11 protein-coding genes are annotated in these 15854 nt (G+C 71.1%); 7 read left to right on the top strand and 4 right to left on the bottom strand.

Features of this window, described 5'->3' with window-relative positions; all coding sequences use genetic code 11:
- The first annotated feature begins 14 nt into the window (after positions 1–14).
- The 6 genes from AB0761_RS04545 to AB0761_RS04520 all read left to right on the top strand — a co-directional run bounded on the left by AB0761_RS04545 (position 15) and on the right by AB0761_RS04520 (position 10699).
- On the top strand, positions 15–671 hold the full coding sequence (locus tag AB0761_RS04545; RefSeq protein ID WP_377273933.1) for a peptidoglycan-binding protein: 657 nt from the start codon (positions 15–17) through the stop codon (positions 669–671).
- Between the two features lie 119 nt (positions 672–790).
- Entirely contained in the window at positions 791–1240 is a 450-nt protein-coding gene (locus AB0761_RS04540; RefSeq protein WP_377267645.1) for a hypothetical protein, read from the top strand.
- 13 nt (positions 1241–1253) lie between these two features.
- A complete protein-coding gene (locus tag AB0761_RS04535) occupies positions 1254–5459 on the top strand; it encodes a GDSL-type esterase/lipase family protein (protein WP_377267644.1) in 4206 nt (1401 codons plus the stop codon).
- 579 nt (positions 5460–6038) lie between these two features.
- On the top strand, positions 6039–7604 hold the full coding sequence (locus tag AB0761_RS04530; protein WP_377267642.1) for a DUF4331 domain-containing protein: 1566 nt from the start codon (positions 6039–6041) through the stop codon (positions 7602–7604).
- A 384-nt stretch (positions 7605–7988) separates the two neighbouring features.
- Positions 7989–9122 carry a tetratricopeptide repeat protein gene (locus AB0761_RS04525; protein WP_377267641.1) on the top strand — a complete coding sequence of 378 codons (1134 nt, stop codon included), beginning with the start codon at positions 7989–7991 and terminating at the stop codon, positions 9120–9122.
- Positions 9119–10699, top strand: coding sequence for a nickel transporter (locus AB0761_RS04520; RefSeq protein WP_377267640.1), 1581 nt, complete (start codon positions 9119–9121; stop codon positions 10697–10699). Before AB0761_RS04525 ends, AB0761_RS04520 begins: the two co-directional genes overlap by 4 nt.
- A gap of 3 nt (positions 10700–10702) precedes the next feature.
- Here the strand turns inward: AB0761_RS04520 and AB0761_RS04515 are convergent, their stop codons facing one another.
- From AB0761_RS04515 to AB0761_RS04505, 3 genes are all read right to left on the bottom strand, one after another.
- Positions 10703–10849 carry a hypothetical protein gene (locus AB0761_RS04515; RefSeq protein WP_377267639.1) on the bottom strand — a complete coding sequence of 49 codons (147 nt, stop codon included), beginning with the start codon at positions 10847–10849 and terminating at the stop codon, positions 10703–10705.
- 136 nt (positions 10850–10985) lie between these two features.
- Complete coding sequence (locus AB0761_RS04510) at positions 10986–11657, bottom strand: response regulator (protein ID WP_377273932.1); 672 nt, start codon at positions 11655–11657, stop codon at positions 10986–10988.
- 23 nt (positions 11658–11680) lie between these two features.
- A complete protein-coding gene (locus AB0761_RS04505) occupies positions 11681–12958 on the bottom strand; it encodes a sensor histidine kinase (RefSeq protein WP_377267638.1) in 1278 nt (425 codons plus the stop codon).
- A 240-nt stretch (positions 12959–13198) separates the two neighbouring features.
- Between AB0761_RS04505 and AB0761_RS04500 the strand changes: the two genes are divergently transcribed.
- Positions 13199–14134, top strand: a complete 936-nt coding sequence (locus tag AB0761_RS04500; protein ID WP_377267637.1) for a CPBP family intramembrane glutamic endopeptidase — start codon at positions 13199–13201, stop codon at positions 14132–14134.
- Between the two features lie 604 nt (positions 14135–14738).
- Here AB0761_RS04500 and AB0761_RS04495 read toward each other — a convergent pair.
- The gene (locus AB0761_RS04495) at positions 14739–15509 is read right to left on the bottom strand and encodes a GNAT family N-acetyltransferase (RefSeq protein ID WP_377267635.1); all 771 of its coding nucleotides are present in this window, start codon (positions 15507–15509) and stop codon (positions 14739–14741) included.
- Positions 15510–15854: the final 345 nt, after the last annotated feature.

Genomic DNA, 15854 nt, shown 5'->3' with positions numbered 1-15854 from the left:
AGTCTTCCGTGCGCATGCCGACGTCAGGACAATTCGCCCCTCTGGTCGCAGCCGGCCTCGTGGCCGCGGCTCTGGCCTGGCCCAGTTCGGCCAGCGCCGAACCCGGCACCGTCGGGTCGCTGAGCAGCTCCGAGTGTCCGACGAACATCGTCAAGGGCAGCACGAACAGCTGGTGCGTGAGCACCCTCCAGTCGGTGCTGCAGCAGCTCGGGTTCGACCTCTCCGTGGACGGCCAGTTCGGGGACCAGACCCTTGCCGCCGTCAAGTGGGTGCAGACCAAGGCGCACCTGCAGGACAGCTCGGTCGGTGTCGACGGCCAGGTGGGTCCCGTCACCAAGCGCTGGCTGGAGACGTTCATCGACAACCAGGTGGTGTCGCTCGGCGACGGGTGCGGCCTGGACCTGATCACCTCCCCGAACTCCGGCTCCGGCACTGCTCAGGCCTACATCTCCGAGTACGCCGCGGACGGCGCCGGTTACTGCACGGGCACCCTCTTCCGGTCCACCGACGGAGGACGCAGCTGGACCGCGGTGTCCGGCGAGCACACCGAGGCCAACAACCAGAGCGTCACCACCTACGCGTACGCCGACACGTCCACCGAGCTGGCCAAGGTCTGCGGGACGGGCACCGGTCCCAACCTCGTCGACAGCGGCTGCACCGCCGCGTTCTGACCGCCCCCCGGGAGGCCGCCGAACCCGGCGGCCTCCTTTGAGAGCGACCCCGCGGAACGGCCGTTCGGGCCCTTCCGCGATGCGCGTACGACTCGAACCGATCGAAAGGACAGACCCTCATGCGCAGAATCTCCCGGGCAGCCATCGGGGCGGTGGCGCTGGTCACCGTGCTCGCCACCGCCGGAGCCGCCCACGCGGACACCGTGGACACCAACGGGCGGTGGGCCGAAGTCACCCAGACCACCGCTGACGGCTGGGCGAGTGCCTTCCTGCAGTTCGTCGACGCGTCCGGCAACCCGATCAACGACAAGACCACTCCCGCCTTCGTGCAGGCCACCTTCCAGAGCGTGCAGACCGGTTACACGCTGGAGGGCTGGCTCCAGCGGTCCACCGACGGCGGCGCGAACTGGAAGCAGATCTCCGGCACCCATGTGCTGAGCACCACCCTGACCAGCGTGGACGACTCGATGACCGACCGGTACTACGACGGCCCCGGGTACCTGGCCCAGGCCTGCTTCAAGTTCACCTCATGGGCGGGGGCGGCCACCCACTGCTCCCCGGCCATCTGAGTCGGGGACGGCGATGACCACACACCGATACCGATGGAGAAGGGCCAGACGCGGTACGGCGGTCGCGGGCGCACTGGCGCTGGCGGTCGGCTGCCTGGCCGTGGAGACCGGCGGTACGGCGGCGGCCTCCGACACCAGGGCCGCTGCCGCTGCCGCTGCCGCTGCCGCGGCCTCGGGCGCCGAGCCCGCGGCCGCCGCGGACACCTCGGAGCCGACGGGCGCGCTCGTGCCCGCCGCACCGGGAATCCGGTCCCCCGGTAAGGTGCTCACGCACGGCTGGAACACCTCCAAGGACCGGTCGGTGGAGGTGACCGGCGACGACAACGGCCTGAACGTGCTGGTCGCCGACGCCGCGTCCGGCTACTCCTGGCGGACCGCGGCGACGCTGTCCGAGCCCGGCTTCGACACCCCGCGCTGGATCGGCAACGACTGCGTCACCGGATCCGGACGCTACGCGGCCGTGGTGTACGCGCCGTGGAGCTTCAACAACGACGCCACCGCCGAGGAGCGCGGGAGCTTCGCCGCGATCGTGGACCTGGACACCGGGGCGGTACGCAAGCTGGACTTCCTGACCAGCCTGGACTACTTCAGCCCCGGCTGCGGCACCGGCGACCAGGCCGCGTTCTCCGCCCTGAACCAGGGCGCCACCGCGACCACCACCCGGTTGGACCTGGTCGACGCGGCCGACGGGAGGCTCGCGCAGGGCACCACGCTCGCCGGCCAGGTGACCTCCGCCGTGCCCTACGCCGGGGGAATGGCCGCGGCGGCGGGCGACAGCCTGATCCAGGTCACCGCCAAGGGGGCCCGCCGCGTCCTGGCCACCGAGCAGGCGGGGCCGCTGCGCCTGCACCCCGACGCGGACGGCGGACTCGGCTACGAGGTCGTCCGCAGCGGCAACCAGCAGCTCAAGCGCTTCGCCCGGGGACGCAGCTCGGTGGTGGCCACGGCCAAGTCCGGCAGCCTCCAACTCCAGGGCGTGGCCGGTCATGTGTACGTGGTCGGGCCCAGGGCGACGGCCACCGGGCTGGCCGCGGGCACCGGCGGCTGGCGCGCGCTCGACGGCAGCGTCGACGCGACCCCGTCCACCGAGGGGCAACTGCTGGTGACCCAGCAACTGAACGCCCCCACACGGCAGTTCAGCGGCAGCAAGGCCCCGGCGGCGGGAACCGGCGCGGCGGACACGCTGTACCACCGCGTCGCCCTCAAGGCGACCGTGGTGGGCAACGGCAGATCCGTGTCGTTCACGGTGGACCCCGCGGCCCGTCGGCCGAAGGACGGCAGCGCTCCTTCGCCGGCCCTCACCCTGCACGCACCGGTCGCCGGCAGCAGGACCGTGTCGCCGAAGGCGAAGAGCGCCGCTACCGCGCAGGGGACGGTGGCGAGGAAGGCCCGGAGCACGGACAGCGCCGACGGGACGATGGCGCCGAAGGCGGGAAACACCGGCGGGGCCATGACGGCGGCCGCCGCCGACGCCGCATCCAGCACGGTGAACGCGAACGACGCCTCGAACCCGGCGACGGTGACCTGGGATCCGGTGCGCGGCTGCGCGGTGGCCCGCAACGACCGGAAGATACAGACCTTCCAGGCCAATCCGCAGCAGATCGAATGGGCCGCCGACCTCGCCGTCCAGGGCCAGTTGACGACCCAGACGCGCGGGGTGGACTGGGAGGGCTCGGGCATGCAGATCTCCTGGACCCCCCAGGGGATGTTCCCGCTGCAGCCGCTCGACGGCGGTGGGAGCGTACCGGCACAGGTCCTGCTCGGCGTCCTCGCGCAGGAGTCGAACACGCTGCAGGCCAGCTCGCACGCGGTCGACGCGGAGACCGGCAACTTCAACCAGGGCGGCTTCTACGGCAGCGTCTCCGACCCCGGCACCCCCAACGGCACCACGTGGGACACGGTGGACTGCGGGTACGGAGTCGGGCAGGTGACCACCGGCATGACCCTCGGCTACACCGGCAATGTCGCCGACGGCAGCCCCGCCTTCACCACCGCGCAGAAGCAGCAGGCGATCGCCACGGACTACGCCTCGAACGTGTCGGCGACCCTGAACATGCTGATCGACAAGTGGAACCAGTTGTACGAGGCCGGCATTCTGGCCAACGACGGCGACCCGCAGTACATCGAGAACTGGTACTTCGCCGCCTGGGCCTACAACTCGGGTGTGCAGCCCAACGCCGCCCTGGGCGGGTCAGGCTGCACTCCGGGTCCCGACTGCACCGACAGCGACGGCAACTGGGGACTGGGCTGGACCAACAACCCGGCCGATCCGTCGTACCCCGCGGACCGGCCCGTGTTCAGCACCAGCGACGACTGGAACACCTCCCACCCGCAGTACTGGCCCTACCAGGAGAAGGTGCTGGGCTGGGCGGCCTCGCCGGTCGTGCGCTACGACTGGGCCGGCGGGTACTGGAGGGTCGTGTACAAGCCGGGGAACTGGGGCACACCCGGTCCGCACTACCCCGGCAACGAGCTGCTGTGCACCAGCGCCGACAACTGCGTGCCCGGCGCGGCCACCGACGCGAGCGGTACCAAGTACTCGCACGGTGCGGACAGCGCCGGCATGTGCACCCTGGCGGACTTCCACTGCTGGTGGCACGCTTCGAAGCAGTGGGTGGACTGCACCTCGGTCTGCGGTACGCAGAGCCTGACGTACACCGCCGCGAGCCCCCGTCCCTCCTTCACCGACATCTACCCGCCCGACGGCTGCACCGGTTCGGGGCTGCCCGCCAACGCGGTCATCGTCGACGACAGCGTCAGCGCGGGAGTCTGCAGCGGCACCCCGTCCTGGCACGCCCAGGGCACCGAGTCGTTCTTCTTCCCGGCGTCGGAGAACCCCGCCTGCACCGCGGACTGCATCGACTACAAGGGGAAGATCGACTTCCACCAGCTGGGAGCCGGCTACGGCGGGCACATGTTCTTCAGCCACATGATCAACACGCCGAACGACAACGCCGCGTCCTACACGGACGATTCGATGACCGCCACGTGGACACCGCCGACCACTGTGTCTGGATGGACCCGCCTCAAGGTCCACATCCCCTCCACCGGCGCGACCACCCGCCAGGCCGACTACCAGATCGACCTCGGGGACGGCGAACACCGCCACCGCCTGGTCAACCAGTACCAGAACCAGAACACCTGGATCGACCTGGGCTCGTTCTACCTCTACCCCGGCGCCAGTGTGTCGTTGAGCAACTACAACACCTATGCCCCCCAGGGAGACGGCGGTGACGTCGCCTTCGACGCGGTCGCCTTCATCCCCACCGCCAAGCCCCTGGTCAACTACGTGGCCCTCGGCGACTCCTACTCCGCCGGTGACGGGCTGACCCCCTACCAGTACGGTTCCAACATCGCCTACAACAACGGAGCCAGCGACTACTGCAACCGATCCGCCACCGAGGCCTACTCCGAGGAGCTCGACTGGCCCGGCCTGAGCGGTACCATCGCGGCCAACTCCGCCGCCGGCGGCCCGGCGAACTTCGCCTTCCTGGCCTGCAGCGGTGCCCAGACCGTCGACATGACCCCGAGCGCCGTCGACCCGAACAACCCCTGGAACACCGACTGGGGCAGCACCGCCGCCAACAACGCCGACTACGGGGAGCTGTCCGAGGTCGAGGCGGCCGGCTACCTCGACCCCGACACCACCCTGGTCACGCTGACGATCGGCGGCAACGACGCGCGCTTCAGCGACGTCGTCTCCAGCTGCTTCGAAACCCTGGACCATGACTGCACCGGCCCCGACTACTACCTGACCCATAACTCGAAGGTCGACCCGGAACCGCTGTCCACCTACGAACCCGAGGTGATCAACGCCGAGCAGAGCCATCTCAAGGCCGTCTACGAGGCCGTCCACCGGCAGGCGCCGAACGCCCGGATCCTCGTCCTCGGCTACCCGCACATGTTGCCCACGGACCTGACGGTGCCCGAGTGCGTGCTGCTGGCCGACCCCATCATCTACAACTCCGTCGACTGGCTGAACCAGATGTCCGACGCCCTCAACTCGGCCATCGACAACGCCGTGCACGCCACCGCCGCCGACAACCCCGGACTGCGGATCTCCTTCGTGGACGTGCGGCCCACCTTCACCGGACACGAGGTGTGCAGCGACGACCCGTGGATCAACGGAACGGTGTTCACCGGATCCGGCACGGCCTTCCACCCCACGGCCAACGGCGACGGCGGCGAGGCCAACCAGCTCAACGCCCTGCTCAACTGATGACACCCGCGGCCGCCTCGGCACGGCCGCGGGCGTCCCGACCGGCGTGACACCATGTCAGAGGCCGCTCCGCCCCCTCGGGCGCGGGGCGGCCTCCGCGGCTTTCGTACCGGCCGGCGCCCGAACGGCGCGTCACGTCATTGCCAGAAGCCGTCCGACGCGCCGCGTCAGAACTCGATCTGCCCGCCGGACCGGAGCAGATGCAGCCGATCCGCCGACCCGGCCCGGACGAGGGCCGGTTCGAGGGTGTCGGGGCCCGGGCCCGATACCGCGTCGCCGCTGGCGCGAGGTCTTCGCGGTGACCCCCGGGACCCTGTTGGCCTGGCATCGCCGGTTCATTGCGGCGATATGGGACCACAGCGCCCGGCGCGTCCGATCCGCCTGCACCCGTCCCCCGCTCCGACCTGTCCTGGTTGTGCCGGCGGCCATGGCACGGGCCGCCGCACATGGTCCCCGAACCGGTCCACCGAGCGCGCAGGCTCATGATCGACGGAAGTGAGTGCGGTGTTCGACCAATCCGCTCCGACTGCCGCTCCGAATGGGATGCGTAAGACAGACGGGCACACGAGGACGGATGACATGACACCCTTCTCCAGATTATCCGGCCTGTCCGGACGACGCGTGGCGCGCCGGGGTCTTGCGGCCGCGGTGTGCGGGGCGCTGGCCGCCGGTGGGCTCGCGGCCGTGGGCGTGATCGGGTTGGAACCGCAGGCGGCCTCGGCCTCCAGCCACCGGGAGGCGCCGCTGATCTCCGGTCAGCCGCAGTACGACAACACGGACGTGTACGCGTTCGTCAGTCCCGACAAGCCGGACACGACGACCATCGTGGCGGACTGGATCCCGTTCGAGGACCCGGCCGGCGGCCCGAACTTCTTCACCTTCGCCGACGACGCCCAGTACGACATCCACATCGACAACAACGGTGACGGACAGGGCGAACTGCTCTACCGTTTCACCTTCACCACCCACCACAGGAACGGCAACACCTTCCTGTACAACACCGGCCCCGTCACCAGCCTGGACGACCCGGACCTGAACATCGAGCAGACCTACGACATCGACCTGCTGCGACTGCACAACCAGGCTGTGGTCTCCACGACGAGGATCGCGCACGACCTGCCGGTGGCCCCCTCGAACGTCGGCAAGGGCTCGATGCCGGACTACGGTCGGCTGCGCGACCAGGCGGTACGTCAACTTCCCGGTGGGACGACGACGTTCGCAGGACAGGCCGACGACCCGTTCTTCCTCGATCTGCGCGTCTTCGACCTCCTGTACGGCGGCGACCTGTCGGAAGTGGGGCGCGACACCCTCGCCGGATACAACGTCAACTCGGTCGCGCTGCAGGTGCCGTCCTCCTTGATCCGGCAGTCCGCCGGCCAGCCGGTCATCGGCATCTGGTCGACCACGGAGCGCAAGAACGCCGCGGGGCAGTGGACCCAGGTCTCCCGGCTCGGCAACCCGCTGGTCAACGAGGTGGTCAATCCGCTGAAGGACAAGGACAAGTTCAACGCCTCCGCCCCATGGCGGGACGCAGACTTCCTGAAGAACGTCACCAACCCGGAACTGCCCCAGCTGCTCAAGGCGGTCTACAAGCTCCCGGCTCCCGCGGAGCCCAGGACGGATCTGGTGAATGTCTACCTCAAGGGCGTCAAGGGCCTCAACCAGCCCCCGCACGTGCGCCCGGCCGAGGAACTGCGCCTGAACACCTCGATTCCGCCGACCGCGCATCCCCAGAGGCTCGGCGTTCTCGACGGCGACACCGCGGGCTTCCCGAACGGGCGCCGGTTGACCGACGACGTGGTGGACATCTCGCTGCAGGTCGTGGCCGGTGAACTCGTCGGCAACAAGAACGACCTGGGTGACGCCGTCGACAAGAACGACCAACCGTTGGGAACGACGTTCCCGTACCTCGCGCTGCCGGACTCGGGCTCACGCGGACAGGCCGCCACAGCCAAGAGCGGGACCTCCGGCACAGACGGGACCGGACACAGCGTCCTCAACAGCGGTGCGATCGCCTCCAGCTCCAGGAGCGGCCCGAACACCACCTTGGTCGCTGCCTCCTCCGCGGCCGGCGCGGCCGGACTGCTGCTCACCGTCACCGGCCTCCGGTGGCGGCGCAACCGCCGGCGCGCCAGGGCCGTTTGACCCGGGCCTGGCGGCGCGGCCCACCCGACCGACCTGTTGCCGGGTGGGCCGCGCCGGGCGATCCGAACCAGTGCGCACCGCCCAGAACGATCAGGGAGAGGACATGCCATCCCCGAGTAGCCCCGAGACTGGGCACACCGAGGTGCCTGCGGAGATAGCCCCCACCCCCGCTGGGCCCGTCAGCTCCCGGCGGCGCACGACCGTACGCCGTCTGGCCGCTTTCGCGGCCTGCGCCACCCTGCTGGCCGGCGCCCTCACTGTAGGCAGCATTGTGCTCGGCACGCAGGACGACGGCCCGACCGTATCGCCGGCCGCCGGCGCCACCGATTCAGAACTCCTCACCACCGGCTCTCTCGACACCCAGGTACGCCCCTTCAGGGCCATTTGCGCGAGCAGCCCAAGGACTACGGCGCCTGGGCGACCCTCGGCCTCGGCTACGTCGAGCAGGCCCGCACCAACGGGGACCCGTCCCGCTACCCACTGGCCCAGCAGGCGCTCGACCGCTCCTTGCGTCTGCGCCCGGGCAACGACCCGGCGCTGGCCGGTCTCGCCGCTCTCGCCGCTGCGCGGCACGACTTCACCGGCGCCTTGCGGTACGCGGACCAGGCGCTCGCGGTCAACCCGTACAGCGAGCGGGCGTTGTGTTCCCGGATCGACGCCCTCGTCGAACTCGGCCGCTACGGTGAGGCGGCGCAGGCCGCCGATGCAGCCGACGCACGGCGCCCCGGCGTGCCCGTCTTCACCCGGTACGCCTACGTCCGCGAGCTGCGCGGTGACGTGACCGCCGCCCGTCGGGTGCTCAATCAGGCGCTGGCGTCTGCCGTGAGTCCCGGCGACGTGGCCTACGTGGCCACCGCATTGGGCCAACTCGCCTGGAATCAGGGCGAGTACGTGAGCGCGCTGCAGCAGTACGCACGAGCGCTGCGGGCCGATCCCGCCTACCTTCCGGCACTGGAGGGCCGGGCCCGCGCTCTTGACGCCACCGGTGAGCACACGCAGGCGATCCGCGAGATGGAGGGCGTGGTGGCGCGCTGTCCGCTGCCCGCCCCGCTGGTCGAACTGGGCGAGATGTACCAGGCCCGAGGAGGCCCGGGCGACCGGGCGAGGGCAGACCAGCAGTACACGCTCATCGGAACCTGGATCACGCTGGCCCGCGCCAGCGGCGTCGACGTCGACCTCGACACCGCGCTGGCCGCCGCGGACCACGGCGACCCTCGGGCGGCGCTCACCGCCGCGCGAGCCGAGTGGGCTCGCCGCCACACCGTGCACACGGCCGACGCCCTCGCCTGGTCCCTGCACGTCAACGGCCGTGATCAGGAAGCCCTCCCGTACGCACGCCGGGCCACAGCCACCGGCTACCGCAACGCGCTCTTCGTGTACCACCGCGGTGCGATCGAGTACGGCGCCGGCCGTCCCGCCGCCGCCCACCAGGACCTGTCCACCGCGCTCCTCCTCAACCCGGGATTCTCACCGCTGGGAGCCCATACGGCACACACGATCCTGGAGGCGGTCAAGTGACCACCACGACTGCACCCGCCGCAGGTGGCAGGACCGCGCGCCGGCGCCGGATCCTTGCGCCCTGCGCAGCCGTTCTGTTCGCCGCCGGCGCCCTGGTACTCCTTCCGGCCGGCGCCGCGAACGCCCATCCGCTGGGGAACTTCACCGTCAACCGCTACGACGGCCTGGTCGCCTCCCCCGGGCACCTGCGCATCGACCACGACGAGGACCTCGCCGAGATCCCGGCCACCCAGGCCGAGCCGCGGATCCGGCAGCTGGGCATGACCGCCTGGGCCCAGCAGAGGTGCGAGGCCGCCGCCCGCGGCAGCACGCTCACCGTGGCCGGTCGCCGGGTCGGCACCACGGTCGTGGCGAGCCGGGCCGAGCTGCTTCCCGGGCAGGCGGGACTGCATACCCTGCGCGTGGAATGCCGACTGACCGCACCGCTCCCCGCACAGAACACGGTCTCCGTGGCCTTCCACAGCGCCGGCGCCGACTCCGGCCCAGGCTGGCGCGAGATCACCGCTCGTGGTGACCGGATGACCCTCACGACCAGCGACGTCCCCTTGACCTCGGTGTCCCACACGCTGACCTCCTACCCGAAGAGCCTGCTCTCCTCGCCCGCCGACACCTCCACGGCGGCCCTTCGCATCCGGCCCGGTGGCGCCGCCCTGGTGGACGACGAGCCGGCCGCAGCCGCGCCGTCGGTGCTGCCGCGTGGCGCAGACCGCTGGACGCAGGCCCTGGACGACCTGATCACCCGCCGCGGCCTCACCCCGGGCTTCGCGGCATTCGCCCTGGCCGCCGCTCTCGCGCTGGGCGCGCTGCACGCACTGGCCCCGGGCCACGGCAAGACCCTGATGGCCGCCACCGCCGCCGCCCGCGGCCGCGGCCGCGCCACCATCCGCGACGTACTGCCGCTGGCAGCCTCCGTCACCGTCACCCACACCCTGGGCGTGGTCGCCCTCGGCCTCCTCATCGCCGCCGGCTCCACCGCCACGACTTCGGTGATCGCCTGGCTGGGCATCGCCAGCGGCGTCCTGGTCACGGCCACCGGAGCCGGGCTCGTACGACGAGCCGTGCGCGGGCGCGGGCACACCCATCACACCCACGGACACCCGCACACCCACAGACACCCGCACACCCACGATCACCCGCACCTGCACACTGACGACCACCCGCACCTGCACACTGACGGCGACGCAAGCCACACCCCCACCCACGACGGCCACACGCATCCGCACAACCCGGCCCCCACTCTGCGCGGCACGCTCCTGCTGGGATTCGCCGGCGGCCTCGTCCCGAGCCCCTCGGCCGTGGTCGTTCTGGTGGGCGCGACCGCCCTCGGGCAGGCATGGTTCGGCGTGCTGCTCGTCCTCGCCTACGGAGCCGGACTCGCCCTCACCCTCACCGTCGCCGGATTCACCGTTGTCCGGGCCGGGGACCGGATAGCACGCGCGGCCATCCGGCGCCGGCGCTCGAGCGGCGGGCGGCCACTCGCACTCCTCACCCGCGCGGCACCGCTGGGTTCGGCGCTTGCGGTCGTGGCCGTCGGAGCCGGCCTGATCCTGCGCGAAGCCTCGGCCGTACTCGGCTGAACGTCATGTCACCACGGTGACCAGTAGCCCGGGGAAATCGCGCCGCACCGTGTCGACAAGCCCGGCGAACGCCTTCGCTTCGGCCTCCCTGGTCGCAGCCATCACGTTGCACACCGGAATCGAGGCCCCGACCCGGTCGAAAGGCGCCACACGCGGACGATCCGGAGCCGCGGCCGGTGGCACCGGGCGACGCCGGCCGCGAAGCGCACTGCCGGAAGGTCCTTTTCGGCGACTGGCTTTGCCTGGCGGTCGCCGTTCCCTGCGGCTCACTGGATCCGCCCGGACGTCAGTGTCGGTTGCCTTCCTTCACCAGGCCCGCCCGGTACGCCAGCACCACCGCTTGGACGCGGTCGCGGAGATCCAGCTTGGTGAGGATGCGGGAGACGTAGGTCTTCACGGTTTCTGGGCTGAGGACCAGTTCGGCGGCTATCTCGGCGTTCGAGAGTCCGTCGCTGATGAGGAGGAGGACCTCGTGCTCGCGGGGGGTGAGCGCCTTGAGGCGGTCGCGTTCGGGGGACGCGGGGGCGCCGGCGGGGCGCAGGCGTTCGGCGAAACGGCCGATCAGGGTGCGTGTGACGGCGGGGGACAGGAGGGACTCGCCGCGGGCGACGGTCCGTACGGCGTTGATCAGTTCGGGCGGTGGCGCGTCCTTCAGCAGGAAGCCGCTGGCCCCGGCGCGCAGGGCCTCGTACACGTACTCGTCGACGTTGAAGGTTGTGACGACCAGGATCTTCGCCGGGTTGGCGGAGTCGGGGCCGGCCAGGCGTCGGGTGGCCTCGATGCCGTCGAGCAGGGGCATGCGGATGTCCATGACGACGACATCGGGTTTCAGGTCCTCGGCCTGGCGGATCGCCTCGCGTCCGTCGGCGGCCTCTCCGACCACCTCCATGTCGGGCTGGGCGGAGAAGATCGTGACGAAGCCGGTGCGTACGAGGGCCTGGTCCTCGCAGACCAGCATCCTGATCGGTGCGGGCGCGGTGCTCACGCGGCTCCTCCCGCGGGGATGCGCGCGTACACCCGGAATCCGCCGTCGGGGGCGGGTCCGGCCGCGAACTCGCCCCCCAGCATCTCCACCCGTTCCCGCAGGCCGGCCAGACCCCGGCCTCCCGAGACATGCGGGACGCCGCCCCGCGGGACGGCGGGGACCGGCGCGCCGCCGTCCGCGCCGGCGGTGGTGATCTCCACGTGCGTCCCGTCGGGGTCGTGCGTCAGCCGTACCCGTGTCCGGCGACCCGCGGCGTATTTCACGGCGTTGGTCAGGGATTCCTGCACGACGCGGTACGCCGTGAGCTGAGCGGCCATGGCCATGTCCGGTTGTTGTCCTTCCTCGGCCAGCTCGATGGGCTGGCCACCCGCGCGAGTCTGCTCCACCAGGTCGGGCACCCGGCCCGGCAACGGCGTCCGCTCCCGGCCCCCCGACTCCCCGGTCGCCTCCAGCACGCCCAGCAGGAAGCGCAGTTCGGCCAACGCGCGGCGGCCGGTGCCGCTGATGGCGTCGAGGGCCTCGTCCAGACGCTCGGGCGCCGCAGTGAGGTACTTCGCCGCTCCTGCCTGCACGACCATTGCGGTCACATGGTGGGTCACCACGTCGTGCAACTCCCGGGCCAGACGGCTGCGTTCCGCGGCGAGAGCAGCCTGCGCGGACAGTCGCCGATGCTCGGCCTCCTGGGCCCGCCGCCCGCGGACCAGAACGCCCAGGCCCCATGTCGCCGCCAGGACGGCGTAGTAGAGCAGGAGGTCGTCCAGGCCGTCGGGCGATCCCAGCGCGTGCAGGACGACGCCGAAGACCGCGTAGCCGCCCGTCGCCGCCAGGGCGACGGTCCGGCGCAGGCGGTTCTGGTGGGCGCCCGCCGAGTACAGCGCGAGGTACAGCCCCACACTGCCGAAGGTCGGCGGGCAGCCGAGGGACTCGTGGACCGCGAACGAGGCGCCCGTGACCGCGAGGCAGGCGGCCGGCCATCGCGTGCGCACCGCGAGCGGCAGGGTCTGCCCCAAGGTCAGCAGCACGCTCGCGACGGAGGCCTGGTGAACGGGGAGGTCGCCGAGCTGCGCGCCGATCCGCGACAGCGGCGCCGCGAACGACAGCACGGTGAAGACGAGCGCGAACTCGCGGTCCCTGGTGACGGCCGGACGGGACCCCCACCACCACGCCAGGCGGCGGAGCCGGGCGACGGCGGCCTCCAGCGGGTTCGCGGTGGCGGGAGCGACTCCCCACCCGGGCGCGTCGTCCGACAGGTCGTGAACTGCTCGGTCTTCCATACGCCTTCCATGGCTTGGGCGGGTCCGGCGCCCAACCGGCCGGTTCCGCACGGCGAACATAGTGCCTGGTGGCGGGCGACGGCATCCCCCGAGGGAGGACAGTCGGTAGCTCGCCCGGGGGACCGGCGTAGGCGGCAAGTGCCCACCGCGCGGTGACGATTCGCGCGGGGCGCGGCCCGTAGCTTCTCGGTGTCGGGAGCGCGGACCAGCCGCGACGAGCGAATCCCTGCGGAGGAAGCCATGGTGTTCAACGATCCCCGGTCGGCGGCGCAGCCGGCCACCAGTGACGCCCCCCTGATTGCGGCGCCCGACGCGGGTGCCGGACGCCCGGCGCGATGGGCGGCCTCCGCGTGGGTGCGGCTGCCCGTGCTGTTCATCCTGATGCTGGCGGTGGACGCGATCACTGCCGGGATCAACGACACGGCCGACGGCACGGCGTTGACCGCCCTGATCACCGGAGTGGCGACGGCCGGACTGGCCCTGGCCGTGTACGTGGGGCTGGTGCGGTACCTGGAGGGCCGCAGGCCGCGGGAGTTGGCGCTCTCCCGGGCGCGGTCGGAACTGAGCCGCGGGGCCCTGTTCGGGCTGGGCCTGTTCTCCGTCACGATCGGCCTGGTCGCGATGGTCGGCGGCTACCACGTCCGGGGCTGGGGCTCGATCGACGGCGCGCTGACCACCCTGGGACTGATGATCTGCGCTTCGGTGACCGAGGAACTGGCCTTCCGCGGCGCGCTGTTCCGGGTGCTGGAGGAGAAGGCCGGGACCTACGGGGCCGTGGTGGTCTCGGGGCTCGTCTTCGGCGGCCTGCACCTGGTCAACAAGGACGCCACCGTCTGGGGCGCGCTGTCGATCGCCGTCGAGTCCGGACTGATGTTCGGTGCGCTCTACGCCGCCACCCGCTCGCTGTGGCCGGCGATCGGACTGCACTTCGCCTGGAACGCGGCTGAGCAGGGCATCTACGGCACCGCCGTCTCTGGCGCCGGCAGCGGGACCGGCGGCCTCCTGCGCGCCTACGTCAGCGGTCCCGACATCCTGTCCGGCGGAAGCTTCGGCCCCGAGGCCAGCATCTTCGCCATCCTGGTCTGCGCCGTTCCCACCGTGGTGTTCCTGCGGGCCGCGAAGCGCCGCGACCGGATCCACCGTCGCGGCGAACTCGCGGGGGCGCGACAGGCCTGACGACGGCAGCCGCGTCGCGGAGGCGATCCGCGAGACCATCGAGCGCGACGGCGTCGTCCCCGAGACCTTCCATGCCGACGGAGGGACAGGGCCGCGAAGCGGACGGAACCACACGCCCCGCTGGAGCGAAGTCGCCGGCAGGACGGGGTGGTTCTGTCGGCCGGCGCCACCCGTCAGGGCTGCCGGGTCGACAGTCTGCCCGTGGATTCCGCGTGTCGCCGCTGTGCGCTCGTCGCGGGCCGACCGGCGAGCGGCCTCAGGCCGTCCTCGGCCGCACGACCGTCTCCTTCGCATGGTGCGTGCCCCGGTCACTTGGGGGCCCGACCGGGGCGCGCGGACGTACGCGCCCCGGTCGGCCGACCTTTCCCCTACCGAGTTCCACGGGTCTCGAGCACCTCAACAAGACCGAAAAGGTACGCGATGAGCAACCAGATGAGGGCGGTGAAGGAGAGCCCCGCGCAGGTCGTGCGAGCGGCGCGGCCCCGGGCCGCATCCGGAGCTCGTCGCGCGGCACACTCGCGGGCTCGCCCGCACCCGGCACGACCACGGGAGCGGCCGTCGTGCCGGGTGCGACCGGCGCCATGGTTCGAGCCGTCCTCCGTGATCACAATTCAGCAGTGATCACGGTCAGGTGCTCCTCGGTACGGAAGCCGAGAGACTCATACACGGGTTCGCCCATCTTGCTCGCATAGAGATAGGCGGTGGGGGCGCCGGCGGCCCGGCTGAGGCGTACCAGCTCCGCCGTGACGGCCCGTCCGTAGCCGCGCCGTCGGTGCTCGGGCAGGGTGGTGATGTTGAAAATACCCGTCAGCTCGCCGAAGACGGCCGTCATGCCCGTCCCTACCGGTTGCCCGTCGAGTTCTGCCACGTAGTGCGTGACCCCGTCGATCCGCGCCAGCGCCGGGTCGGCGAAGATCCGGAACATCTCCTGTGGGCCTTCGAAGCCCGTGGAAAGGGTTCGGGCGTACAGGTCCAGTTCGTTGGCCGACACCGCCCGTACGCGCAGGGAGGCGATGCCGGACTCCTGCGGCATGTCCTGTTCGGGTCGTCGGATCATCAGCGGCTGACTGGCGAACCGGGTGAGCCCATGGTGTGCCGCCACTTCGGCGACGAGGGGCCCCGGCACCCCGCGCACGTGGATGCTCCAGGGCACCGTCCCCTGGGCCACGGTGGTCGCCAGCGCGGCTATCTCCTCGGGGTCCGGCTCCTGACTGGTACTGATCACGGCATTGAGCGCAGCGATGGGAGCCCCGCAGACGGCCAGCAGGGCATCGTTGCGGCCCCTGCGGGTGTGCCCAGTGGCGGCTGCCAGCTTCTCGAACGTGGCGGCGTACGCGCTCACGACCGGCTTGAGCGGATCATTTGTCTGCATCATGGAATCTCCTTTCAAGAGGATGCTTCAACCTGGAAAATGGTGTTTGATTGCGCGGCTCGTGCGAACTGGGAGCCATGGAGGACAATGGGCGCAACCACGCAGAGTCCGTAGTTTTGCCTGCCTTGTTCCTGCCGCATCCCGCGGCGCCTCGTTCCCCCTTGTGTACGCCCTCACCAGATGGGGCGGACGGTACTGCCGAGACATGGCCGCACGTCATCGACACTGCAGTGGTCTCTCGGTCGCCCACTCGGGCATGACTTGCGCACACTCACGAACGGCGTCCTGTACGTCCACCGTGCCCGGCCGGGGGATCGGCGTCGGCAAGCGCGTCGTGGGACACAGACG

The sequence above is a fragment of the Peterkaempfera podocarpi genome (genome assembly GCF_042466665.1).
In the GTDB taxonomy this organism is placed as follows: domain Bacteria; phylum Actinomycetota; class Actinomycetes; order Streptomycetales; family Streptomycetaceae; genus Peterkaempfera; species Peterkaempfera podocarpi.
This window is presented reverse-complemented; position numbering and strand designations above follow the sequence as displayed.

Coding starts and splice junctions, on each gene's coding strand:
- AB0761_RS04545 (WP_377273933.1), top strand. CDS start 15: ATGCCGACGTCAGGACAATTCGCCCCTCTGGTCGCAGCCGGCCTCGTG.
- AB0761_RS04540 (WP_377267645.1), top strand. CDS start 791: ATGCGCAGAATCTCCCGGGCAGCCATCGGGGCGGTGGCGCTGGTCACC.
- AB0761_RS04535 (WP_377267644.1), top strand. CDS start 1,254: ATGACCACACACCGATACCGATGGAGAAGGGCCAGACGCGGTACGGCG.
- AB0761_RS04530 (WP_377267642.1), top strand. CDS start 6,039: ATGACACCCTTCTCCAGATTATCCGGCCTGTCCGGACGACGCGTGGCG.
- AB0761_RS04510 (WP_377273932.1), bottom strand. CDS start 11,657: ATGCTGGTCTGCGAGGACCAGGCCCTCGTACGCACCGGCTTCGTCACG.
- AB0761_RS04505 (WP_377267638.1), bottom strand. CDS start 12,958: ATGGAAGACCGAGCAGTTCACGACCTGTCGGACGACGCGCCCGGGTGG.
- AB0761_RS04500 (WP_377267637.1), top strand. CDS start 13,199: ATGGTGTTCAACGATCCCCGGTCGGCGGCGCAGCCGGCCACCAGTGAC.
- AB0761_RS04495 (WP_377267635.1), bottom strand. CDS start 15,509: ATGATGCAGACAAATGATCCGCTCAAGCCGGTCGTGAGCGCGTACGCC.